Source organism: Nocardia sp. NPDC060255, assembly GCF_042727395.1.
Lineage (GTDB): Bacteria > Actinomycetota > Actinomycetes > Mycobacteriales > Mycobacteriaceae > Nocardia.
In genome coordinates this window covers 1-22,966 of sequence record NZ_JBHXAU010000018.1, presented here as the reverse complement: position 1 = coordinate 22,966, position 22,966 = coordinate 1, and the positions used below count along the sequence as shown (strand labels likewise).

The 22,966-nt window shown below is 67.5% G+C and carries 20 protein-coding genes; 11 read left to right on the top strand and 9 right to left on the bottom strand.

Features of this window, described 5'->3' with window-relative positions:
- Nucleotides 1-2 precede the first annotated feature (2 nt).
- A complete protein-coding gene (locus tag ACFWF1_RS28635; RefSeq protein ID WP_379288464.1) occupies nt 3-887 on the bottom strand; it encodes an SDR family NAD(P)-dependent oxidoreductase in 885 nt (294 codons plus the stop codon).
- Between the two features lie 105 nt (nt 888-992).
- On the bottom strand, nt 993-2,195 hold the full coding sequence (locus ACFWF1_RS28630) for an MFS transporter (protein ID WP_379288465.1): 1,203 nt from the start codon (nt 2,193-2,195) through the stop codon (nt 993-995).
- A 74-nt stretch (nt 2,196-2,269) separates the two neighbouring features.
- On the opposite strand from ACFWF1_RS28630, the gene ACFWF1_RS28625 reads away from it, so the two are divergent.
- Both ACFWF1_RS28625 and ACFWF1_RS28620 read left to right on the top strand, forming a co-directional pair.
- Nucleotides 2,270-3,028: a DeoR/GlpR family DNA-binding transcription regulator gene (locus tag ACFWF1_RS28625; protein WP_379288467.1), complete on the top strand. Its 759-nt coding sequence runs from the start codon at nt 2,270-2,272 to the stop codon at nt 3,026-3,028.
- 116 nt (nt 3,029-3,144) lie between these two features.
- The gene (locus tag ACFWF1_RS28620) at nt 3,145-4,122 is read left to right on the top strand and encodes an iron-containing redox enzyme family protein (RefSeq protein WP_379288468.1); all 978 of its coding nucleotides are present in this window, start codon (nt 3,145-3,147) and stop codon (nt 4,120-4,122) included.
- A gap of 2 nt (nt 4,123-4,124) precedes the next feature.
- Here the strand turns inward: ACFWF1_RS28620 and ACFWF1_RS28615 are convergent, their stop codons facing one another.
- From ACFWF1_RS28615 to kduI, 5 genes are all read right to left on the bottom strand, one after another.
- Complete coding sequence (locus ACFWF1_RS28615; RefSeq protein ID WP_379288469.1) at nt 4,125-4,370, bottom strand: CDGSH iron-sulfur domain-containing protein; 246 nt, start codon at nt 4,368-4,370, stop codon at nt 4,125-4,127.
- 56 nt (nt 4,371-4,426) lie between these two features.
- Nucleotides 4,427-4,939: a hypothetical protein gene (locus tag ACFWF1_RS28610; protein ID WP_379288471.1), complete on the bottom strand. Its 513-nt coding sequence runs from the start codon at nt 4,937-4,939 to the stop codon at nt 4,427-4,429.
- Between the two features lie 103 nt (nt 4,940-5,042).
- Nucleotides 5,043-5,876, bottom strand: coding sequence for an IclR family transcriptional regulator (locus tag ACFWF1_RS28605; RefSeq protein WP_379288472.1), 834 nt, complete (start codon nt 5,874-5,876; stop codon nt 5,043-5,045).
- Nucleotides 5,861-6,619 carry an SDR family oxidoreductase gene (locus tag ACFWF1_RS28600; protein ID WP_379288474.1) on the bottom strand — a complete coding sequence of 253 codons (759 nt, stop codon included), beginning with the start codon at nt 6,617-6,619 and terminating at the stop codon, nt 5,861-5,863. The genes ACFWF1_RS28605 and ACFWF1_RS28600 overlap by 16 nt, the downstream gene beginning before the upstream one ends.
- Nucleotides 6,616-7,434 carry a 5-dehydro-4-deoxy-D-glucuronate isomerase gene (gene kduI / locus ACFWF1_RS28595; protein WP_379288476.1) on the bottom strand — a complete coding sequence of 273 codons (819 nt, stop codon included), beginning with the start codon at nt 7,432-7,434 and terminating at the stop codon, nt 6,616-6,618. The genes ACFWF1_RS28600 and kduI overlap by 4 nt, the downstream gene beginning before the upstream one ends.
- Nucleotides 7,435-7,558: 124 nt before the next feature.
- On the opposite strand from kduI, the gene ACFWF1_RS28590 reads away from it, so the two are divergent.
- The 9 genes from ACFWF1_RS28590 (at nt 7,559) to ACFWF1_RS28550 (ending at nt 19,359) form a co-directional block, all read left to right on the top strand.
- Entirely contained in the window at nt 7,559-8,860 is a 1,302-nt protein-coding gene (locus ACFWF1_RS28590; RefSeq protein ID WP_379288478.1) for an ABC transporter substrate-binding protein, read from the top strand.
- Nucleotides 8,857-9,744: a carbohydrate ABC transporter permease gene (locus tag ACFWF1_RS28585; RefSeq protein ID WP_379288480.1), complete on the top strand. Its 888-nt coding sequence runs from the start codon at nt 8,857-8,859 to the stop codon at nt 9,742-9,744. The genes ACFWF1_RS28590 and ACFWF1_RS28585 overlap by 4 nt, the downstream gene beginning before the upstream one ends.
- Nucleotides 9,741-10,589 carry a carbohydrate ABC transporter permease gene (locus tag ACFWF1_RS28580; RefSeq protein WP_379288481.1) on the top strand — a complete coding sequence of 283 codons (849 nt, stop codon included), beginning with the start codon at nt 9,741-9,743 and terminating at the stop codon, nt 10,587-10,589. The genes ACFWF1_RS28585 and ACFWF1_RS28580 overlap by 4 nt, the downstream gene beginning before the upstream one ends.
- A 65-nt stretch (nt 10,590-10,654) precedes the next feature.
- Nucleotides 10,655-13,291, top strand: coding sequence for a hypothetical protein (locus ACFWF1_RS28575; protein ID WP_379288483.1), 2,637 nt, complete (start codon nt 10,655-10,657; stop codon nt 13,289-13,291).
- Nucleotides 13,281-14,381, top strand: a complete 1,101-nt coding sequence (locus tag ACFWF1_RS28570; protein WP_379288485.1) for a glycoside hydrolase family 88 protein — start codon at nt 13,281-13,283, stop codon at nt 14,379-14,381. Before ACFWF1_RS28575 ends, ACFWF1_RS28570 begins: the two co-directional genes overlap by 11 nt.
- A gap of 181 nt (nt 14,382-14,562) precedes the next feature.
- On the top strand, nt 14,563-16,083 hold the full coding sequence (locus tag ACFWF1_RS28565; RefSeq protein WP_379288487.1) for a catalase: 1,521 nt from the start codon (nt 14,563-14,565) through the stop codon (nt 16,081-16,083).
- 83 nt (nt 16,084-16,166) lie between these two features.
- On the top strand, nt 16,167-16,340 hold the full coding sequence (locus ACFWF1_RS28560; RefSeq protein WP_379288489.1) for a hypothetical protein: 174 nt from the start codon (nt 16,167-16,169) through the stop codon (nt 16,338-16,340).
- Nucleotides 16,341-16,422: 82 nt separating this feature from the next.
- Nucleotides 16,423-17,796 carry a DUF5933 domain-containing protein gene (locus ACFWF1_RS28555; RefSeq protein ID WP_379288490.1) on the top strand — a complete coding sequence of 458 codons (1,374 nt, stop codon included), beginning with the start codon at nt 16,423-16,425 and terminating at the stop codon, nt 17,794-17,796.
- 72 nt (nt 17,797-17,868) lie between these two features.
- Nucleotides 17,869-19,359, top strand: coding sequence for a wax ester/triacylglycerol synthase family O-acyltransferase (locus ACFWF1_RS28550; RefSeq protein WP_379288492.1), 1,491 nt, complete (start codon nt 17,869-17,871; stop codon nt 19,357-19,359).
- Here ACFWF1_RS28550 and ACFWF1_RS28545 read toward each other — a convergent pair.
- Complete coding sequence (locus tag ACFWF1_RS28545) at nt 19,315-21,015, bottom strand: DUF885 domain-containing protein (RefSeq protein WP_379288494.1); 1,701 nt, start codon at nt 21,013-21,015, stop codon at nt 19,315-19,317. The genes ACFWF1_RS28550 and ACFWF1_RS28545 overlap by 45 nt on opposite strands.
- Before the next feature lie 53 nt (nt 21,016-21,068).
- Nucleotides 21,069-22,775, bottom strand: coding sequence for a dihydroxy-acid dehydratase (gene ilvD / locus ACFWF1_RS28540; protein WP_379288496.1), 1,707 nt, complete (start codon nt 22,773-22,775; stop codon nt 21,069-21,071).
- Nucleotides 22,776-22,966: the final 191 nt, after the last annotated feature.

Below are 22,966 nucleotides of genomic sequence, written 5' to 3'. Positions count from 1 at the left end.
CGCTATAGGCCGACCAGTTCGGCGCTGCGGAGCCACAGGCTGTGCTGGTAGTCGGTGTCGCGACGGGAGGCGACGGGTGGGAGCAGGTGCAGGCCGGGCGTCGAGGTAATGAATTGGCCTGTCGTGGTTTCCAGCTTCGGGTCGACACTCAGGTCGATGCCGGTCCGGGCGCCCACCTCGGGGCGTCTGATGATCCGGGTGCGCGCCAGGGCTTTCAAGGGGACCGCGATGATCCGATCGTCACTGATGAGGCCGGTGGCGTTGGCGCCGGGGCAGAAGCTGTTCACGGTGACGCCGGTGCCGTCGAGTCGCCGGGCGAGTTCCTGGGTGAACAGGATGTTCATCAGTTTGGATTGTCCGTAGGCGCGGAAGGAGCCGATCGGTCCGAAGGCGCGTGGCTCGCCGAGGTGATCGAGGTCGGGGCGGCCGCCGTTGCGGTGGGCTTCCGAGGCGGTGATGACGATCCGGGACGGTGCGGCGGCGATGAGCTGATCCAGCAGCAGGTTGGTCAGCAGGAACGGCCCGAGATGGTTTGTCGCCGTCATGGATTCGAAGCCGTCCACCGTGGTGCGCGCGAACAGCGCGTGAATGCCCGCGTTGTTGATCAGCACGTCGATGCCGGCGTAGCGATTACGGATCTCCTCGGCGGCGCGCCGGACCGAGGCGAGGTCGGACAGATCGCCGCCGACGATATCGGGGCGGCCCTTCGCGCCTGGTTCCGATTCGAGTTCGGCAGCGGTCGCCGCCGCTTTGGTTTCGTTGCGGGCCACCAGTGTCAGGTTCGCGCCGCGACGGGCCAGCGCCCGCGCGATCTCCTTACCGATGCCATTGGTGGCCCCGGTGATGACGATCCGTTTGCCGGTGACGTCGATGTCGTTGCTGCCCATGGGAAATCAGCCCTTCATGATCCAGTGGCGACGACGCGGATGATCGGCATGATAGTTGTGGCCGAACAGGAATGAGTCACCACAAGTTACAGATAACAGCGCTGATCACGACCGTAGCGCACCGCAACCGTCGGCACTGCCGGATTGCACGGCCGGTGGAGCACCCCGTGGGCGTAGCACGCCGGCCGCACCCGCGGCGACGACACAGCATGCCACGGGCAGCAGAAGGACGATGTTCAGCGGGGCCAGGTGGGTCAGCGGTCCGATGATCGCGGGCCCGGCGAGCACGCCGAGGTAGCCGAGCCCGGCGACGCGAGCGACGTTGGCGCCTGCGGCATTTCGGTCCGCATGGCCCGCGGCGCTGAACAGCTGCGGGACACATCCGGACAGTCCGGCGCCGAACACGGTCCAGCCGGCCAGCGCCAGCGGAACCCACGGGGACAGCGCGGCGAGCGTCAGGCCGAGCGCCCCCACCCCCGCCCCGTAACGGAGGATGGCCACCGGCCCGAAGCGGGTAGCGCCCCGGTCGGCGACCAGCCTGCCGACGGTCATCGCGGTGGCAAAAGCGCCGTAGGCCAAGGCCGCGGTGGCAGCCGGTGCCGCGAGTACGTCGCGCAGGTGCAGCGCGCTCCAATCGTTGGCGACACCTTCGCACAGCATCAGCAGTAGCGCGATTCCGGCGAGCAACCAGATGCGCCGCGGTGTCGCCTGCCGCACCCTCTTCTCGAAACCATCAGCGGGATAAGGTTTTTCGGGCCGCAGCAACGCGGGCGCGCCCAGCGCCGCGACGACCAGACCGAGCAGCGCCGCCAGGCCGAGCGCGGTCGCCGGGCTCCAACCCCAGCTCAGTGTGCGCGCACCGACCAGCGCCGCGAGGACACCGCCGAGCGAATAGGTGGCGTGGAATGCGGACATGACCGACCGCTGATAACCGTGCTCGACCTGGACGGCGTGTGCGTTCATCGCAACGTCCAAGCAGCCGTTCCCGAAGCCGAGCACGAGCAGCGAAACCCCGAGCGTCCAGACACTCGCGGATACCCCGGGCAGCACGACCGCGACCGCACACAGCGCCCCGCTGACCGGAACGACGAGGCGAGCACCGAACCGATCGGACAGCGGACCCACCAGCCGCATGCCGGCGAAGGCCCCCGCGCCGAGCAGCAACAACAGCCAGCCGAGTGTCGGATGACCGATCCCGGCCCGACGCTCGACGGCCGGGATGTGCACGACCCACATCCCGATCAGAAAGCCGTTCAACGCGAAATAGGCGAACGTGGCCAGTCGAGCGGCCCGCAACGAACTGTGCATGCTTCCGAACATAACGGACAGATCGAATGTTCGAAACATTGACTTTCGAACACAAAGTGCGTTCTAATACGGGTGTGGCGAGCGTAGACCGACTGAAGCAGATCACCGACGCCGTGCGCGAAGCAGGCCAGATCGGAGTGGCGGAGCTGGCCGGACGCACCGGCGCCTCGGAGATGACCATCCGCCGTGACCTCGAGACCCTGGCCGGTCAGGGCGTACTGGAGCGCTATCGCGGCGGCGCACGCACCCTGCTGCTGCGTGGCGACGAACCCCCCTTCGGCATGCGCGCCTGCGAGGGACTGGAGATCAAGCGTCGCATCGCCGCCGAGGCCGCCGGGCTGATCGCCGATGGCGAGTCGGTCGTCCTCGACAGCGGCACCACCTGCCTGGAGGTGGCCCGCGCGCTCGAACATCGCCGCCTGACCGTGCTCCCCCTGTCCTTGCACGCGGTGAACGCACTCACCGGCGCACCGCTGCTCACCCTGCTGGTGCCCGGCGGCCAGCCGCGCCCCGGCGAGCTGGCGTTGACCGGCCCGCTGACCCTGGCTTCGTTGTCCGCCTTGCGTTTCGACACCGCGATCCTCGGCTGCTGCGGACTGAACGCGACCGACGGACTCACCGCCTACGACCTCGACGACGCCGCCATCAAGCGCGCCGCGATCGCCTCGTCCCGCCGAGTCATCGCCGTCACGGAAGCCGCGAAACTCTCCCGCACCGCCCTCGCCTTCGCCGCCCCGGCCGCCGCGCTGCATGCCGTCGTCACCGACGAGACCGCCACGCCCGACGACATCGCCGCGCTCGAAGCCGAAGGCGTCACCGTACGACGCGTCTGAACAGAAACGTTCCGCCAGGTGAGCAAAGTCGCAACCGGGTTGGCACGTCTGGCAGCGGGTATGCGGGGCGTGAAGGGAGCGTGACCATCGATGACACATCTCCGAGCACCACGCCTATGACGAGCGGAACGATTGCACTCCCAGCACCGCGCGGCGAACTCTCCGCAGCGGTCACCGAAGTCCTGCGGGCGGCACCGACCGCACAGACCCGGTTCCCAGAGATCGGTGCGGCCGATCCGTACGGCGACGATCTGCAACTGGCGCTGCACACCTGCTATGAACTGCACTATCACGGCTTCGAGGCGGTCGATCCCGGCTGGGAATGGGACCCGGAACTGCTTCGGCTGCGCGGAAACATGGAGCGGTTGTTCCGGCGAGCGCTGCACAACGACGTCAAGGGTGGCGATGACGTGACCCAGGCGCTGGCGGAACTGCTGGTCGAACCGATCGAACCGAACGATGTCGCGCAGTATCTGCACGACGAGGGCGAGTGGTGGCAGCTGCGTGAGTACTTCGTGCAGCGCTCGATCTATCACCACAAAGAAGGCGATCCGCACGCCTGGGTGATTCCCCGCTTGTTCGGGCAGGAGAAGGCGTCGCTGGTCGCGGTCGAATTCGACGAGTTCGGCGGCGGCCGTGGCGAACGACTGCACGCGCGGCTGTATGCCGATCTACTCGCCGCCGCCGGGCTGGACGACGGCTACCTGCACTACGTCGACCAGGTGCCCGCGCCGATGCTCGCACTCGTGAACATGATGTCGCTCTTCGGATTACACCGAGACCTGCGCGGCGCACTGGTCGGCCAGCTCGCCACCGCCGAGATCACCTCCTCGCCTGCCGCGCGCCGGATGGGCGCCGCACTGGACAAGTTCGAGGCACCGGCGCCGTGCCGGCTGTTCTACACCGAACACGTGGAGGCCGACGCCGTGCACGAACAGGTGATGCGGCACGACGTCATCGCGAGTCTGCTCGCGCGCGAACCCGCGCTCACCGAATCGGTGGTCTTCGGCATCCAGGTGACGAACCTGCTGGAGGATCGGTTCACCGATCACGTGCTCGGCAGCTGGCGGGCGGGCCGCAGCTCACTGCGGTGAGCTCAGTCCGTCCGCCGCGACCGCTTGCGGTGGCTGGTGTCGCAGAACGGAAAGTTCTTGCTGCGCCGGCACATACACACCGCGACGAGGAAACGGTCCGAGCACACCACGGTCCCGTCCGGGCGCACCAACTCGACCGGGCCCTCGATGAGCGCGGGACCGTCCGAGGCAAGGGTGATGCGCCGCCGGTCGATGTCCGATCCGTCTTCGTTCGCCGTCTTCGACGGGTCGTTATGGCTTGCCCGCATGGCGCACCTCCTACGCCTCGGATACCCCTCCGTGCGGTACGAAACCTGCGACTACCTCACACAACCTCGAGGTCATAGGTGACCTCGGTCCAGAACCCGCCCGGCTCGTACTCGCCGCCGAGGGTGAGGATGTAGTCGCCGCGGCTGAGCTCGTCCAGGCCGCACCACAGGCCCCAGGCATTCGCCCGGTAGCGGCCCGGCGGGCCGAACGGTCCATCGGGATCCGCGTCGATGAGGAACGGGCTGCGGTTGGCGACTTCGCGCAGCGGCAGGGAGACGCCGTTGAGCTCCGCGTGACCGGTCGCCGTCGGCAGCACCGGAACGCGCCTGCCGAACAGCGACGCGCGCTGCAGGTAATTGACGGCGGGAAAGAAGATCGGGCGACCGTATGGCACGGAGCATTTCCGGCTGACCTTGCCGCCGAAGGTGCCGGCAAGGAACCAGACATCCGCGGACTGGCCGACGTCCGCGAACTTTCCGGTTTCGTCGCTGACCGGATTCGTGGCGGTGGGAATCGCCGAGGCCCACTGCCACCATCGAGCCGCCAGCTCAATGTCCCTACTCCGCATATCTACCCACCTTGATCATCAAGCCTTGAACCAGGTCAGGATAGCCATGCGCGGACGGCGCGGACCACAGAGAAGGACGATCCCCAGTTGTCCCCAGTTGGCGTCAGCGGTCCCGAGCCTGCTTCGTCGGGCCGCCTGGGCGGTGTCTGCGGTCTGCCGGGCCGGGCGGCGGGTGCGCGGCGTTGGGCAGCCCGAGTGCGTGCGAGGCGTCGTGGGCGGCCGCGATCAGCAATGGCGCGCAGGTTCGCACCTTCGCGCGGTCGAGATCGAACGCCAGCGCCGACACGCTGATGCCGCCGATCGGTACGCCGTGGTGATCGAGCACCGCGGCGCCGAGGCATCGGGTTTGCGTCTCGTTCTCCTCGTCGTCGACGGCATAGCCGCGGGCGGCCACCGCGCCGACGTGGGCGATCAGCAGGTCGGGGTCGGTGATCGTGCGCGGTGTCATGGCGGTGAGCGGGATCCGGGTGAGCAACTCGCGTAACTCCGCGCGGGGCAGGCCGGCCAGCACCGCCTTGCCGATTGCGGTGCAGTGCAACGGGATCGACAGGCCGACCCGTGAGCGCATGGCGTACGCGCGGTCGCCCTCCAGCTTGTCCACATAGATGGCCTCGTCGCCGGAACGCAAAGCGAAATGCACGGTGTGCCCGGTGGCCGCGCAGAGTCGCTGCAGGATGGGCCGCACCAGATGCGTGATGCCTGCGGTCTGCCCGGCCAGCGACAGCAGGCGCACGCCGGGCAGGTAGCGGTGGTCCGGGTCGATGCGGACCCAGCCGACGGCGGCCAGCTCCTGCAGGATCCGATGCACCGTCGAGGTGGAAAGCCCGGTGCTCCTGCTGATTTCGGTGACTCCCCGGCAGCTCGGCAGCGCCTCTAGCACGAGCACCACCTTGGCGACCGCGCTCGGCGAGGAGTCGGGCTTCACCGGGCCAGCCATCCCCCGTCGACCACCAGAACGTGGCCGTGCACGTAGGCCGCGGCGGGCGAGCACAGGAAGACGACGGCACCGGTGATGTCGGCGGGTTCGGCCCATCGACCGATCGGAATGCGTTCTGTGATGGCGTGATTGCGCGCAGAGTCGGCACGCAAGGCCGCAGTATTGGCGGTTGCGACGTAGCCGGGAGCGACCGCGTTGACGCCGACCCCGAGCCCCGCCCATTCGGTGGCCAACGCCTTCGTCAGTCCCACGACCGCGTGTTTACTCGCGGCATAGGAGCCGACGTTGACTCCGGCTTGAAAGGACAGCAGCGACGCGATATTCACGATCCGTCCCGCGCCCCGTTCGAGCATCGGCGCACCGATGCAGCGGGCCAGCAGGAACGCGGCATCGAGGTTCACGTCGAGCACCCGTCGCCAGTCGGCGAGCGACACCGTGGCCGCCGGGCCGCGGCTGATGATGCCCGCGTTGTTCACCAGCAGATCGATACGGTGTTCGGCGGCAACGGAAGTCGCGGCAGCTTCGACCGCCACAAGGTCGGCTAGGTCGGTGCCAACGGTGACGCATTCGCGACCCAGCGCCTCGATCTCGGCAGCAACGGTTGCCAGACCGTCCTTATCGCGACCCCACAGCACGAGGTCGGCACCGGCCGTGGCCAGCGCGAGCGCGGCGGCCCGGCCGATGCCGGTGCGCGCGCCGGTGACGAGCGCGCGCTGTCCGTCCAGCCGGAACGGGTCGGTCACGAAAGCGACTCCGTCGCAACCAGATCCATATCGTTGTAGGCGAGATTCTCGCCTGCGGTCGACCAGACGAACCGGTAGGGCGCGGTGCCCGCGCCGGTGTGCACCGACCACGGCGGGCTGATCACCGCCTGCCGGTCGGCGACGATGATGCTGCGGGTGCGGGTGGGTTCGCCGCACAGGTGCACGACGCGTTCGGCCGGGTCGAGGCCGAAGTACAGATAGATTTCGGTGCGCCGGTCGTGGGTGTGGCACGGCATGGTGTTCCATACGCTGCCGGGCTCGAGCGTGGTGATGCCGAGGGCCAGTTCGCAGGAACGAGCGCCGTCCTCGTGCACGTATTTGCGGAGCGTCCGCTCACTTGCCTTGTGCGCCTCGCCGATCCGCACGCTGTCGGCGGAATCGCGGGTGATCAAAGTCGTCGGGTGCGCCAGATGCGCTGGGGCGGAAACGATGTAGAAGACCGCGTCGCCCGCCACCGTCACGCGCCGGGTGCCCTGGCCGACGTAGACGATGTCCTCGGCGGACACCAAATGGGTCTGATCATCGGCGTGCACGGCCCCTGTTCCGTCCAGGCACACGATCCCCAGTTCGCGTCGGTCACAAAGGTTTTCGGCGCGCAGTTCCGCGGGCGGAGTAAGCTCGAGCTCCGCGCCATCGGGCACGGCGCCGCCGATCAGCAGCCGGTCCTGCTGGGACAGCGTGAACCGGACCTCGCCGGTGGCAAACAGATTCGTGACCAGAAATCGTTCCCGCAGTTCCTCCGGCGAGAGCCTTGCCATTTCCCCTGGACTGGTCGCGTAACGGACGTCGGTCATGGCGCCACCTCATCTTTCCCGTCTGACGGAAAGTGCTTTCCCGCACAGAGAAAGCCGGAGGAGTATCCCGTACGAAGCAAGACCGCGGCAAGGGAGCCGCCCCCGCAGGCAAGGAGCAGTGCGCATGCGAATCAGGGCACGAGTAATCGGAGTGATCGCCGCGGGGGTGCTGGCGTTGACCGCATGCGCACCGGGTGAGCCGGAATCGAACGCCCCCACCGGCCCGGTCGCGGTGGACTTCACCGCCTTCAAGGGCAAACACCTGACCTACGTGTACTTTACCGACGGCCCGGACCTGGATGCGACGAAGGCGGCCATCGCCGGATTCGAGAAGGACACCGGCGCGACCGTCGACCTGCAGGTGATCCCGTTCGCCCAGTTGAACACCGCGCTGCAGGCCCGGATCGCCTCGGGCACCGCGCCGGAGGTCGCCCGGGTGCAGGACTGGCACCCGTACCGGGGCGAGCTGCTCGACTTCGGCAACTACTTCGGCGCGTCCTATGCCGGCGAATTCACCGACGGCGCACTGGCGGTCACCCGCGACGACGCCGGCCACCTGTACGCGGTGCCCAGCGACCAGACCATCAACGGCCCCTTCGTCAATACCGACGCCTTCGCCAAAGCCGGTGTGCCAGTGCCGAATCCGACGGACAAGTGGACCTGGCAGCAGTTCGTCGACGACGCCACCAAGGTCGCCCAGGCCAACGGCATGCCGTTCGCGCTCACCATGGACGTATCGGGCAATCGGCTGAGCACGGTACTGAGCCAGTACGGCACCGCCCTGATCGGCGCGGATGGCCAGGCCGGACTCGATCAGGTCAAGGCGGAACAGGCGCTGGGCATGGTCAACGAGCTGCTGCAATCGGGCAAGATGTCCAAGGACTTCTGGCTCGGCGCGGGGACCAGCTACAAGGGCGGGAACGATGCGTTCCTCGGCGGGCAGGCGCCGGTGTACCTGTCCGGGCCGTGGCAGGTCGGCGCGTTCGCCAAGGCAGCGCCGTTCGGGTGGGCGACCGTGCCCAATCCCTGTGCGGCAGAGTGCGGCGGGTTCCCCGGCACCAAGATGATGGTGGCCTTCGCGCGCAGCAAGGAGCCCACGCTCGGTGCCGCGTTCGCCCAGTGGATGAATCGCACCGAGAACCAGCGCGAGATCGATAAAGCGGCTTTCTGGCTCCCTACCCGCAAGGATCTGGTGGCGTCCGGGTTGCAGTACCCCACCCGCAACGCCGATATGAACACCTTCATCAGCCAGATCGGAGTCACCCCGGCGGTGGACTTCGTCGCTGCCGCCAGCCCGGCCTTCACCGGTGTCGCCAACGCACTGATCAAAGAGTTCGGCAAGGTCGTCGCCGGTCAGGAGAGCGTCGCCGACTGCGTCACCAACCTGCGCGCGCAGCTACCCGACATTATCAAGGCCTCCAAATGACCACGGGGAAGCGCCTTTTCAATCGACGCAAGGTGGCGCCGTACCTGTTCGTGCTGCCGAACATGGTGATCTTCGGGCTGTTCACGATCTGGCCCGCGATCAACGGCTTCAATCTCAGCTTCTACGACAGCAACAACGGACGGACCTTTCACGCCGTCGGGACCGACAACTATCGGCGGGTCGTGGACAGCGCCGAATTCTGGCAGGTGGCGCGGCAGACGGTGGTGTTCGTCGTCGTGTTCGTGGTCGCGAGCACCGTGTTGGCGACCGCCCTTGCGCTGCTGCTGAATTCGCAGCGGCGCGGACGCGGCGCGTTGAGTGCGGCGTACTTCCTGCCGATCGTGGTGTCGCCGGTGGTGGTCGGGCTGATCTGGAATGCCGCGCTGCAACGGCAGACCGGGCTGGTGAACTCGGTGACCGGCGCGCTCGGCTTCGGGCATCCGGCCTGGCTGATCGATCCGCAGCTGTCGCTGGCCTCGGTGATCATCGTCGGCGTCTGGATCCACCTCGGCTTCTACACGATGATCATGCTGGCCGGTCTGCAGTCCATCGACGAATCGCTCTACGAGGCCGCCACCATCGACGGCGCGGGCACCTGGCAGCTGATCAGGACGATCACCCTGCCCCTGCTGCGCCCGACCACCATGGTGGTGGTCACGCTGGCCACCATCGCGGGCTTTCAGGCCTTCGACTTCATCTACACCCTCACCGGCGGCGGCCCGGTGGGCGCGACCACCTTGATCGTGCAATACATCTACACCAACGGGTTTCACGCACCGATCAGTTACGGCCTGGCGAGCGCGGCGGCGGTGATCCTGTTCCTTGTCGTCTTCGCGGTCACCTTCCTCAACTATCTGGTCGGCCGGCGGCGGGAGGCGATGTGACGGGCACGTGGACCTCGACCACCGGGCGCACGCCGCCGGTCGGCGGTGTGGTGCGGGCAACGGTGTTGACGGCGGGCGCGATCATCATGGTCGCGCCGCTGATCTGGGCCGGACTGTCGTCGTTCAAGAACCAGGCCGAACTGGCCGCGCAGCCGCCGACGCTGTATCCACACCACGCCACCGTCGACAATTACCGAACCGGGCTGGCCGCCTTCGACTTTCCGCACTATCTGCTCAACAGCACGATCGTCACGGTGGCGGCGACGCTGCTCACGCTGCTGATCAATTCGATGGCCGCGTACGCGCTGGCCAAGTACAACTTCCGCGGCCGTGACCTGCTGTTCCTGATCACCCTGTCCACCATCATGATTCCGCTGCAGGTGATCCTGCTGCCGGTCTATCAGGTGGTCTCCTCGCTGGGCATGACCAATTCGCTACTGGGACTGATCATTCCGCCCGCCGCGACACCGACCGGGGTGTTCCTGCTTCGCCAGTACATGCTGACCCTGCCCGACGAGACCATCGAGGCGGCCCGCATCGACGGCGCGGGCGAGTTCGCGATCTTCTGGCGGATCGTGTTGCCGCTGTGCCGTCCCGCGCTGGCGGTACTGGCGATCTTCTCGATCATCTGGCGCTGGAACGACTTCCTGTGGCCGCTGATCGTGGCCCAGGACGAGTCGAAACAGACACTGCCGGTGGCGATCGCGCGGTTCGCCGGGCAGCAGGCCATCCCGTTCGACCAGATCCTGGCCGTCTCGGTGATCTCGATCATTCCGGTGATCATCACCTTCTTGATCCTGCAGCGGCAGATCATCTCCGGTCTCGTCAGCGGAGCCGTGCGATGAACGACGCTATCCCCCGGTTCGCCACGAGCGACCGGACAGTACACAGTCTTGACCGGAACGGGTACGTGCGAGATTGGCTGAGCACGGCGGCGTTCGTGGCACCGTGCACGGATCTGCACGAGGTACTCGAACCGGACGGCAGCCCGTGGGGGCCGGACGGCCGATGGCTGCTCACCAACGGTCCCGACGTGGCACCGTTGAAACAGATTCTCTACCAACACCATCCGCTTTCCGCCGATCCGCTGGTGCCCGCAGTGCAGGAGGGCTGGCGTTTTTCGTGGCAGGTGACACCGGGTGACGTGCGGCAGGCCGAGTGGGAACGCAGGCGCACGGGTGCGGACGGGCTACTCGACTGGAGCGAATTCTGTTTCACGCCGGAGTACCGGCAGGCGATCGCCGCGACGGTGTTCGAAGTCGACCAGGCCGAGTATCGGACGTTCGAGGTGGGCTGCACAGGTCCGATTGCCGTCTTCGTCGACGGCGAATTGGCCTTGCTGACAACAGAGTTCACCTATATGGAGCCGCACCGGACGCAGCTGCGATTGCGGTTGCGCTCCGGGCTGACCGCTGTGCACCTCGTCACCTGGCAGGTCGCGTTCCGGGAATGCAGGCACGTCGCCTGCCTGCGGGTGTCCGGACTGCCTGTCCGTGTCGTGGTCCCGGTGCCCGGCGCGGACGAATCCCGTTCGGCGGCGGCCGAAGCCATGCTCGACGCGGTGGGACTCGCTCCGTGGGCGAGTACCGATGGCACCGTCACGCTCACCGGGCCGTCGGGTGCGCGGTACCTCGTCTCCGCAGACGGAAATGCCGCGACCCCAGTCGTACTCACCGACGGAACCGCTCGCTTTACCTTGCCGGGTGGGCTCAGCGACACAGCCGACGCCACAGCCTCCATGCTGTACACGGGCGAGACGGTGCTGGACGTTCGCGTCGACGACCCCGCCGCGCCGGTGACCCGCCGGTTGCGCGCGGCACGAGTACCTGCGGTGCACCGCGCGCATCCCGTTGGCGATCAGGCAATCTGGCGGGACGAACTGCTGCGCCACGTCACGAACGGCGTCCCCGGGGTGGCCCGCGCCCTCGCCAGGCATACCGTCGACCCGACCGCGAGACTCTCCGACGACGATCTCGCACCCGCATTGAAGATGATCGAATCTCGCTCCGACTGTGCCGATTTCGAGGCGGTCGGGTTGGCCCACCTGTGGCGACGACTCGACGACGCATGGTCACCGGCACAGCGCGACCGGGTTCGAGGCGCGCTACTCGCCTTCAAATACTGGATCGACCAGCCCGGCCTGGACGCCATGTGCTACTTCACCGAGAACCACCAGTTCGTCTGGCACACCGCCGAAACCCTGATCGGCGAACTGTTTCCGGACGATCGATTCGCCAACACCGGCTGGGCCGGTTGCGTCCACGCCGAGCACGGCCGGCAGCTCGCCGAGGAGTGGATGCGACGCAAGATCGCGGGCGGCTTCAGCGAATTCGATTCCAACGCCTATCTGGCGATCGACTCGCTCGCCCTCATCTCCTGGATCGAATTCGCCCGCGACGACGACCTGCGGCAGCTCGCCGAAGCACTCTTGGACAAGGCGTTGCTCACCCTCGCAGGCAACTCGTGGCACGGCATGCACGGTGCCGCGCATGGGCGTTCCTACGTGCCGACGCTGCGATCGTCCCGATTCGAGGAAACCGCGCCGATCATGTGGACCCTTTGGGGCGCAGGCTCATTGAACACAGCGGTCCTACCCGCCACCGCGCTCGCGACCGCGACGCACTACCGCCTGCCCGAGCTCATCCGAGCCGTCGCCACCGACCTACCGGAGGAATGGGACGGTCGGCAGGTCTACTCCGGCGAATACCGCCCGCACCTCGATCTGCTGGATCGACCGTACCGATCCGATCTGCGGGTGTGGCGGACGCCGGATGCGATGCTGTCCAGCGTTCAGGACTACCGCGCCGGGCTACCCGGACTGCAGGAGCACATCTGGGGCGCGGCACTCGGCCCGGAGGTGCAGGTGTTCGCGACGCATCCCGCCGCGGACAGCACCTCGTCGTCGGCCCGCCCCAATGCCTGGGCGGGACAACGGATCTTGCCGCGGGCGCACCAGCACCGCGACACCGTACTGGTGCTGCACCGAATTCCGGAGTCCGACTGGTTCGAGTCGACGCACCTGTGGTTCCCCACACCGCATATGGACGAATGGACGGCCCACGGTTCCTGGCTGGCCGGTCGGGTCGGCGACGGTTATGTCGCGGTCGCCAGCGCCGGTGGTTTCCGTCCCCGCACCACGGGCGACGAGTGCGGCCAGACCTGGCTGCCCGCCGGTGACGGCCTGGCCTATGTCGCGACGGTCGGACGGGCGGCGACCGATGCGGCCTTCGCCGACTTCGTATCCGCGCTCACCGAACCGGTTTTCACGCCCGACTCGGTATCGTGGCACACCCGCGACGGACGCGCTCTCGCCTTGTCGTGGCCGGGCGCGTTCACCGTAAACGGCAGTGCGGCAATCGATTCAGCCGATGGACGACCGACCGACCCACCGCACCTGGACAACCCGGCCGTGCACGTTCCCTTCGGCGCCGACCGGCTGACCGCAACTTGGCGAGGCCACCGACTCGTCCTCGATCTCGCACAGGGCCGCCGGATCGAACCGCCGAGCGCCGTACGCACCGCGCCGGAAGACCACCATGTCGGCTGACGATCTCACCTCCGCACAGCACGCCGCTCCCCCGCTGCCACCGGTCACCGACCTGTCCCTCGCCGCCTTGATCGTGACCGGCGAGCGCCTGATGACCCGCACCTGGCAGACCGGCCTGCCGTCCTGGTTCTGGGGCGAAGGCGTCTGCCTACTCGGCATGCTCCGCTACACCCAGGCCAGACACCTCCCGATACCGGCGGAGGTCGTCACTTGGCTGCGCCGACAACACTCGGCGGGCATCAGCGTCACTCACGTCAACAACCTCGCGCCCGGCACCGCCGCGCTGATCGCCGCCACCGACCATCCCGACCTCGCGGACACCGCAGACCAACTCGCACAGTGGTTCCGCGAACCGTCCTCGACCACCCGCGCGGCCAACGGCGCACTCGAACACTGGCCCGACGGCGTCTGGGCCGACACCACATTCATGGCCGGTGTTTTCCTCGGCCATCTCGGCGAATACCGCCGCGACCCCGACCTGGTCGCCGCCTTCGGCAACCAGCTCATCGCGCACGCCGAAATACTGCAGCACCCAGACACCGGCCTGTTCGCACACGGTTCGCACCGAGGGCAAACGATCTGGAACTACTGGGGACGCGGCAACGCCTGGTGCGCGCTCAGCGCCGTCGAGTTCCTCGAACTGGCCGCACGCGGCAACGTCCCCGTCGACCACGACCAGCTCGACCGGATCACCGAACTGCTGATCCGGCAACTGTCCGCCCTGGCGGCACGGCAACCCGAACACGGCGTCTGGAGCGTCCTCGTCGACGAACAACCCGAAAACGCAGGCATCCTCGAACCCTCGGCCGCCGCAGGCCTCGGCGCCGCCATGCTGCGCACCGCAGCGGTACTCGCGGACTGCCCACCCGAGATCGCGCCCGCGGGCTGGCGCGCGGTGGCGGGCGCGCTCGGCTACGTCGACGCCACCGGCACTCTCACCAGGGTCAGCGCCGGAACCGTGCTGCAACTCGTCCCCTTCGGCTACAGCGTCATCCGAAACGACCGCATTCAACCCTGGGGTCAAGGACTCGCCCTGCACGCGGTGGCCGCTGCCCTGCGAGCCATCGAGCGAGGCCTGAATCCGCCCTGAGCCGCCCGCACATCCGCATTTCAGACATGGAACCAGCACTTCGCGATACGTTTGACGTTCAGGCACCTGGGAAGTCGATCGGGAGAACCGAGACGGACACCGAACAGCCTTCGACCGTCCTCGGCTCATCCCGACCGGCTCGCCGCAGGGCGCTCCTTACCGCTGGTAGAAGAGGAGAGACATGTCTGATCCGAACTACACCACCGACGACGCCGGAATCCCGGTGCCCAGTGACGAACATTCGCTCACGGTCGGCGCCGACGGCCCGATTCTGCTCAACGACGCGTACCTGATCGAGAAGATGGCGGCGTTCAACCGGGAACGGGTGCCCGAGCGTCAGCCGCACGCCAAAGGCGGCGGCGCGTTCGGCACCTTCGAGGTCACCCACGATGTCAGCGCCTACACCAGGGCCGATGTCTTCCAGCCCGGCAAGAAGACCGAAATGCTGGCCCGCTTCTCCACCGTGGCGGGCGAGCGCGGCAGCCCGGACACCTGGCGGGATCCGCGCGGGTTCGCCCTGAAGTTCTATACCGAACAGGGCAACTTCGACATGGTCGGCAACAACACCCCGGTGTTCTTCGTGCGAGATCCGATGAAGTTCCAGGACTTCATCCGCTCGCAGAAGCGCCGCGCCGACAACAATCTGCGCGATCACGATATGCAGTGGGATTTCTGGACGCTGTCACCGGAATCCGCGCATCAGGTCACCTGGCTGATGGGCGATCGCGGCATTCCGCGTACCTGGCGGCACATGAACGGCTACTCCAGTCATACCTACCTCTGGTACAACGCCGCGGGCGAAAGGTTCTGGGTCAAATACCATTTCAAGTGCGATCAGGGCATCGAGTTCTTCACCCAGGACGAGGGCGACCAGATGGCCTCGATGGACACCGATTACCACACCCGCGACCTGTGGGAGGCGATCGACGGCGGCAACTTCCCGAGCTGGACGCTGCACATGCAGATCATGCCGTTCGAGGACGCGAAGACCTACCGGTACAACCCCTTTGATCTCACCAAGGTCTGGCCGCACGGCGACTATCCGCTCATCGAGGTCGGCAAGATGACCTTGAATCGGAATCCGGCCGACTACCACACCGAGATCGAGCAGGCCGCGTTCGAGCCGAGCAGTTCGGTGCCGGGCACCGGTCCGAGTCCGGACAAGATGTTGCTCGGCCGGTGGTTCTCCTACCCGGACGCGCATCGCTACCGGATCGGCGTCAATTACAAAGAGCTGCCGGTCAATTCGGCCCATGCGACGACGGTGCGGTCGTATTCGAAGGATGGTGCGATGCGCCACCACAACCCGGGCGATCCGGTATACGTGCCGAATTCGAAGGGCGGCCCGCACGCCGACCCCACCGTGTCCGGCCCGGTCGTCGGCTGGCATACCGACGGCGAAATGGTCCGCACCGCTTACACATTGCGCAAGGACGACGACGATTGGGGCCAGGCGGGCACCATGGTTCGCGAGGTGCTCGACGACGCGGCCCGGGATCGGTTGGTGGACAACATCGTCGGGCATCTGCTCAACGGCGTCACGCCGCCGGTACTGGGCCGGGCGTTCGAGTACTGGCGCAATGTCGACAAGGGCCTGGGCGATCGCATCGAGGCGGGCGTGCAGGCCAAGCAGGACGAGCTCGATCCCAAGGCCGCGAAGCAGGCGAATCCCGCCCGCTCCTCGGCGCAACACAAAGCCTGACAATTCCGGCGACCGCAGGGCGAGCCACGGCGCGCCCTGCGGTTGTCTCGTTTGGGGGTACGACCGCTGGGTAGCTCGGGGCCATGACTGTGAGAACGACACATCGCCTCCAGGGGCCGCGTTTGGAGCAGGGCACGGCATGGTTCGACTCGTCGCTCGACGCAATCGCCACCGCTGCGGTAGTGATCATCGACTCGGTCGGCGCGACCGCGACGGCAAGCCTCGGCATCATCTCGGCGCTGGTCCTGGTGCTATGAGCCGGTAGGCTCTGTCCGCGCCTGAACGGCCCGTGTTCACCACGTCGCATGGTCATGTTCACATCGTGTTTACGATGTCCGAATGCTTATTCACGACGAACCGGGTAGTGCGCCTCCACCCGCAGAGCAAACGGGTGCTGCGCGGCTCCGGGAACGTCGCGTTCGACCGTCGATGGTCTGGTGCGGTATCGCCGCCGCGGTGCTCGTGCTGGTGGCCGGCGAACTCATGGCCTCGCACATCCACGCACTCGGCCCGCTGACGAGCCTGTTCCGCGACTACGTCGGCAGGCCGAAGTCCGCGACCACCTCGTGGGCCGGCTTCCTGCTCGCGCTGGTCGGCGTCACCACCCGCGTCCGGGTGACCGCGCTGGCGGCGGCGATCGCCATCGACCTGATCTTCGTGGTGATCCGGGCGGTCGAGGGCAGGCTGTTCACCGTCGGCAACGGTCCGACCATCGTGCTGACCGCGCTCGCGGCGATCGCGGCCTGGCGTTGGTCCGGTGCGCGACGCCGAACCGCGCTGCGCGCCATCGCATTCGGTGCGCTGCTGATCCTCGCCACGAAGATCGGCGAGATCTGGCTCGACGTCACCGCGTGGGCCTGCCCGACGGTTCTCGATCCGTACGCGGAACTCGCCGACCACGCGCTCGGCAATCCGTCCTGGTTCATCGGGCACCTGCTCGAGGTGACGGGGCCGGTGCCGTTCGGCCTGGTGCGCTGGGTGTATTTCGAGCTTCCGGTCGCGGCGATCGTCGTTGCGGTCTGGCAGTTGCGCGGCGTGACCACCGGCATATGGCCCCGGCACCACCTGGTGCGCACCTTCCTTACGCTCGGCCTGATCGGCCCGCTCTTTTACGTGGTCTTCCCGGTGGTCGGCCCGATTCTCGCCTTCGGACCGCAGGGACACGGCATGGAGCTCGCCGACGTCTGGCCGAGTATCGTTCCGCCGCTGCCGTTCTCCGTCGAACCGATGCCCTTCGACGGCATCACCCCGCGCAACTGCATGCCGTCGCTGCATACCGCCTGGGCGCTGTCGCTGTTCATCCACTCCCGCCGCGGACCGCTGTGGCTGCGCATAGGTGGCGCGTTCTGGCTCGTCTGCACCCTCATCGCGACCCTCGGCCTCGGCGCGCACTACGGCGTCGACCTGGTCGCTGGCGCCGCGCTGTGCCTGACCGTGGAATCCGCACTGCGCGAGCCGGACCGGGGCTGGGATCACTACCGCATCCGCGTGGTCGCGCTGGGCATCGTCACCTTCGCGACCACCCTCCTGTCCGTCCGCTACCTGGCCCCGACGATGGCCGACCATCCTTTCGTGTCCGGAATCGGCCTCCTCGGTCTGCTCGCCGCGTTGGCGATCCTGTTCTACCTGACCTGGTTCGCCCCCACCCGCCCGCAGAAAGCCGCGGCGCCGAACGCCGAAAGCATCCCCCTCGACGAACGGATTGCCCGCTGACGAGTTCGTTTCGGAGACTGGACGAACCGAAGGTGCGATGCTCAGATCCTCAGGAGCAACAGAGGATCAACGATGAAGCAGCTCTCCGGCCTCGACGCCGCGTTCTTGTCGCTGGAAACCCACAACTCCACCGGGCATGTCGGCGGACTGTGCGTGCTCGACCCGAGCGAATCACCCACTGTGCTCGACCTCGCGGCGCTGACCAGCCTGGTCGGCGAGCGGGTGCCACTGATCCCGCTGCTGCATCAGCGATTGACGTATGTCCCGCTCGGACTCGACCAGCCCTACTGGATCGATGACGAGAACTTCGACATCGAATATCACGTCCGCGAGATCTCGCTGCCCACACCGGGTTCGGACGCGCAACTGACCGAACAGGTCAGCAGGCTGCACGCGCGGCCCCTCGATCGGCGCAGACCGCTGTGGGAGGCGTATCTGATCTCCGGACTCGCCGGCGGGCGGCTCGCGGTCTATACGAAGATGCATCACGCGGCGATCGACGGCGTCTCCGGGGCGGAACTGATGACGATCCTGCTCGACCTCACACCGGAGGGCCGGCTACTCACTCTCCCCTCGGCTTTCCCCGCGGAGCCGAAGCCGAGCAGGCGCACGATGCTCACCCGCGCGGCAGTGTCCCTGGCGAGCAGGCCATTACAGGCCGCGCGGATCGCCGGCGACATCGGCCGGGCGCTGCCACTCGTCGGCAGTTACCTGACGCCCTATGTCGGAGCGATACTCGGCCGCGAACACGACGACGGCGACGTGATCGCCAGCGCGGTCGGGCTCGCGCCGAAGACACCGTTCAACCACGAGATCACCCCGCACCGCCGGTTCGCCTTCCGCAGTGTCGATCTCGACGAGGCGAAGGCGGTCAAGAACGTCTTCGGCATGTCGGTCAACGACGTCGTGATGGCCATGTCCGCGGGCGCGTTGCGGCAGTGGCTGATCGATCACGACGCGTTGCCCGCGGTGCCGCTCGTCTCGATGATCCCGGTCTCGGTGCGCGACGAAGGCAGTAGATCCAAGCTGGGCAACAAGGTTTCGGCGATGCTGGCATCCCTGCCGACCCATCTCGACGATCCGGTGGCGCGCCTCACCGCCGTGCATCGGGCCACGAAGATCGCCAAGGCACAGCAGGCGGCGATCCCGCCGGGACTCATCGAGAACGTCACCGACTTCGCGCCGCCCGCGCTGGTGGCCCGCGCGGCCCGCGTCGCCTTCGCGATGGGCCTGCCACATCGGATCCCACCGTTCAACCTGGTGATCTCCAATGTGCCGGGCCCGAACGTCGACGTCTACCTCGGCGGCGCGAAAATGGTTGCCAATTACCCCCTTTCGGTCGTCATGGACGGCCAAGGCCTGAACATCACCGTCAGCAGCTCCGGCGGCCGCCTGCACTTCGGCCTGCTCGGGTGCCGCGAACTGGTCCCCGACATCGACGTCATCGCCGGCTACCTCGTCACCGAGTTGGACGAATTGCTCCGCGCGGCAAAGCAATACGCCGAGCCGATCCGACTCTCAGAGCGCGGAGAGTTCGGCGACAAGGTCATCGAGGCCGAGTGAGCCTTGCGACAGGGCGGCCATGTGCCAGGCCTTCAGGTCGAAGGCATCGCCGTGCGCGGCGGCCGCGGCGGCCCGGCCACGCAGCCACGCACGTTCGCCCAGCTTGTAGCCGATCGCTTGGCCCGGCCAGCCGAGGTAGCGGATGAGCTCGCTGTCGAGGTGTTCCGGCGGCAATCCGCAATAACTGGCGAAGAATTCGCGGGCGTTGTCCGGCCGCATGGGCTCGCCGGGCCGGTACGGGGAGTCGGGCGGATAGTCGAGGCCGACGTGCAGGCCGATGTCGAGGATCACCCGGAGTACCCGCAGGATTTGGGCGTTGAGGTAGCCGAGGCGGTGGCCGGGGTCGGTGAGGTAGCCGAGTTCGTCCATCAGCCGCTCGGCGTACAGCGCCCAGCCCTCCAGGTTGGCGCTCACGCCGCCGAGGGTGACCTGATAGACGGATAGCTGGTCGGCGAGGTGGATCCACTGGGCGATCTGGAGGTGGTGGCCGGGGACGCCCTCGTGATACCAGGTGGAAACCAAGCTCCACACCGGAATTCGGTTCGGGTCGAGGATGGGCAGCCAGGTGCGGCCCGGTCGGGTGAAGTCCAGCGAGGGCTCGGTGTAATAGGGCGCGGCCGCGCTACCCGGCGGTGCGATCATCGACTCGACCTTCAGCAGCGGCTCGGCGAGGTCGAAATGGGTGCCCTGCAGGTCTTTGATGGCTCGGTCCATCAGGTCCTGCAGGTAGCGGCGGGCGCTGTCCGGGTCGTCGAGCGCCGGACCTTCTTGTTCCAGCCACCGCATCGCCTCGGTCGGCGTTGCGCCCGTCCGCACCTTGTCTGCTTCGGCGCGCATCTGGGCGTCTACCTCGCGCAACTGCTCCCAGGCCCAGCTGTAGGCCTCGTCCAGGTCGAGTTCGGCACCGCTCCAATAGCGGGCGAACCGCTGGTAGCGCTCGCGACCCACCGTGTCGGGAACGTCGATTGCCTTCGGGCCGTAGACATCTCGCAGCCAGTCGCGCAGTTCCGCCACGGCGGCCGTGGCGGCGACGGCAGCCGAATCCAGTTCGGTGCGTAGCGATTCCGGTCCGTCGGCCACGAAATCGCCGAACCAGCCTGCCGGATTGTCGCCCGCCACCCACTCGTTGAGTTGCCGCACCACGGCACTCACCTGCAGCGGCCCGGCCAGCAGACCGCGGTCGATGCCGACGGCCAGCGTGGACCGGTACTGCTCCAGCGCGACCGGCACCCGACTCAGTCGGCGGCCGATGGCCTGCCACTGCGCCTCGGTGTCGGTGGGTAGCAGGGTGAACAGGTCACGAACGCCGTGCACGGGCGAGTTGATGTTGCGCAGCGCGCGGAAATGTTCGCCCGCGTCGTGCACCGCCAGTTCCGCGGTGAGCCGCTCGCGCAGCAGCGTGGCGCAGCGGCGGTCGGCCGCGTCCGGGAAGCCGTCGGCGGGCTCGGCGGCCTCGAGTTCGGCGAGCGCGGCCCGGGCAGCTGCGGCGTTCGCCTCGAGTCCGGCCGGGGACAGATCGGGGAGTCGGTCATCGTCGGGGTTGTGCCCGAGGATCACCGCGATCAGCGGATCGAGCTCGGTGAGCGCGTCGACATAGGCGTCGGCGATGTCGCGCGCGGTACACACAGGAGTCGAATCTGTTGTGGTCTCATCCATCTCGTCGACTCTGCTGGAAATCGGCACCCCTGACAAGGTCATTTGCGCCGGCTTCAGCCGCAGACGGCACCGTAGGAAGCCGACCCGACCAGCTTCGAATACTTGGCGAGCACACCGCGGGTGTAGCGGGGCGGCAACGGTTCCCAGCCCTCGGCTCGACGTGCGAGCTCCGCGGTATCGATCAGCAGGTCGAGGGTGCCCTTGCCGACGTCGAGGCGGATCTGGTCGCCGTCGCGCACGAAGGCGATCGGTCCGCCGTCGACCGCTTCCGGCGCGACGTGCCCGACGCACAGCCCGGTGGTGCCGCCGGAGAATCGGCCGTCGGTGAGCAGCAGGACGTCCTTGCCCAGTCCGGCGCCCTTGATGGCGGCGGTGATCGCGAGCATCTCGCGCATGCCGGGTCCGCCCTTGGGTCCCTCGTAGCGGATGACCACCACGTCGCCCGCCGCGATGGTGCCGTCCTCCAGCGCGTCCATCGCCGCCCGCTCACGATCGAAAACCCTTGCCGTGCCAGTGAATACGTCGGAGTCGAAGCCCGCCGACTTGACCACCGCGCCGCCGGGCGCGAGGGTGCCCTCCAGAATGGTGATGCCGCCGGTCGGATGGATCGGCGAGGTCATCGCCCGCACCACCTTGCCGTCGGGATCCGGCGGCGCGATCGCGGCCAGGTTCTCCGCGACCGTCCGGCCCGTCACGGTGAGGCAATCCCCGTGCAGCAGACCGGCATCGAGCAACGCCTTCATCATCACCGGTACGCCGCCCACCCGGTCGACGTCCGTCATCACGTGCTGCCCAAAGGGTTTCACGTCGGCGAGGTGCGGCACCGTGCGGCCGATCCGCGCGAAATCGGCCAGCTTCAGGTCGACGTTCGCCTCGTGCGCGATGGCGAGCAGGTGCAGCACGGCGTTGGTGGAGCCGCCGAACGCCATCACCACGGCGATGGCGTTCTCGAAGGCCTCCTTGGTCAGGATGTCGGAGGTGGTGATCCCGCGCCGCAGCAGTTCCACCACCGCCTCGCCGCTGTGCCTGGCATAACCGTCGCGGCGACGGTCGGTCGCGGGCGGCGCCGCGCTACCCGGCAGCGACATGCCCATCGCCTCGGCCGCGCTGGCCATGGTGTTCGCCGTGTACATGCCACCGCAGGCGCCCTCGCCGGGACAGATGGCCCGCTCGATGGCGTCCACATCCTCTCGGCTCATCAGCCCGCGCGAGCACGCGCCGACCGCCTCGAACGCGTCGATGATCGTCACCTCGCGCTCGCTGCCGTCGGACATCTTCGCGATGCCGGGCAGGATCGAACCGGCATACAGGAACACACTCGCCAGATTCAGCCGAGCGGCCGCCATCAACATGCCGGGCAGCGACTTGTCACAGCCCGCGAGCAGCACCGAACCGTCGAGCCGCTCGGCCTGCATCACCGTCTCGACGCTGTCGGCGATCACCTCGCGCGACACCAGCGAGAAGTGCATCCCCTCATGCCCCATCGAGATGCCGTCGGACACCGAGATGGTGCCGAACTGCATCGGGAACCCGCCGCCGGCGAACACCCCGTCCTTCGACGCCCTGGCCAGCCGGTCGAGCGAGAGGTTGCACGGCGTGATCTCGTTCCACGAGGACGCCACCCCGATCTGCGGCTTCTCCCAGTCGTCGTCCCCCATCCCGACCGCACGCAGCATCCCGCGAGCGGCGGTCTTCTCGAGGCCGTCGGTGACGTCGCGGCTGCGTGGCTTGATATCGGTGACGTTCGGATCAGTGGGCACGATTGCCCATCATCCTCTGTCCGGATCCGAAACCCGCGGCACCCACGCCCGACGGAGGTTCGACCGAGCGATACCGGACTGCCCGAACCGCGCGGTATGCGGCTAGTTAGACACTTGGTGTCAGGACCGGATCCAGGCCAGGATTTGGTCTAGGTGCCCGGTGGGGTGCTCTCAAATCGGCTGCCCACCGT

Excerpts from the sequence above, each read along its gene's own strand:
- ACFWF1_RS28635 (WP_379288464.1), bottom strand. The coding sequence starts at position 887 with ATGGGCAGCAACGACATCGACGTCACCGGCAAACGGATCGTCATCACC.
- ACFWF1_RS28630 (WP_379288465.1), bottom strand. The coding sequence starts at position 2,195 with ATGCACAGTTCGTTGCGGGCCGCTCGACTGGCCACGTTCGCCTATTTC.
- ACFWF1_RS28620 (WP_379288468.1), top strand. The coding sequence starts at position 3,145 with ATGACGAGCGGAACGATTGCACTCCCAGCACCGCGCGGCGAACTCTCC.
- ACFWF1_RS28615 (WP_379288469.1), bottom strand. The coding sequence starts at position 4,370 with ATGCGGGCAAGCCATAACGACCCGTCGAAGACGGCGAACGAAGACGGA.
- ACFWF1_RS28610 (WP_379288471.1), bottom strand. The coding sequence starts at position 4,939 with ATGCGGAGTAGGGACATTGAGCTGGCGGCTCGATGGTGGCAGTGGGCC.
- ACFWF1_RS28605 (WP_379288472.1), bottom strand. The coding sequence starts at position 5,876 with ATGGCTGGCCCGGTGAAGCCCGACTCCTCGCCGAGCGCGGTCGCCAAG.
- kduI (WP_379288476.1), bottom strand. The coding sequence starts at position 7,434 with ATGACCGACGTCCGTTACGCGACCAGTCCAGGGGAAATGGCAAGGCTC.
- ACFWF1_RS28590 (WP_379288478.1), top strand. The coding sequence starts at position 7,559 with ATGCGAATCAGGGCACGAGTAATCGGAGTGATCGCCGCGGGGGTGCTG.
- ACFWF1_RS28585 (WP_379288480.1), top strand. The coding sequence starts at position 8,857 with ATGACCACGGGGAAGCGCCTTTTCAATCGACGCAAGGTGGCGCCGTAC.
- ACFWF1_RS28570 (WP_379288485.1), top strand. The coding sequence starts at position 13,281 with ATGTCGGCTGACGATCTCACCTCCGCACAGCACGCCGCTCCCCCGCTG.
- ACFWF1_RS28565 (WP_379288487.1), top strand. The coding sequence starts at position 14,563 with ATGTCTGATCCGAACTACACCACCGACGACGCCGGAATCCCGGTGCCC.
- ACFWF1_RS28560 (WP_379288489.1), top strand. The coding sequence starts at position 16,167 with ATGACTGTGAGAACGACACATCGCCTCCAGGGGCCGCGTTTGGAGCAG.
- ACFWF1_RS28555 (WP_379288490.1), top strand. The coding sequence starts at position 16,423 with ATGCTTATTCACGACGAACCGGGTAGTGCGCCTCCACCCGCAGAGCAA.
- ACFWF1_RS28550 (WP_379288492.1), top strand. The coding sequence starts at position 17,869 with ATGAAGCAGCTCTCCGGCCTCGACGCCGCGTTCTTGTCGCTGGAAACC.
- ACFWF1_RS28545 (WP_379288494.1), bottom strand. The coding sequence starts at position 21,015 with ATGGATGAGACCACAACAGATTCGACTCCTGTGTGTACCGCGCGCGAC.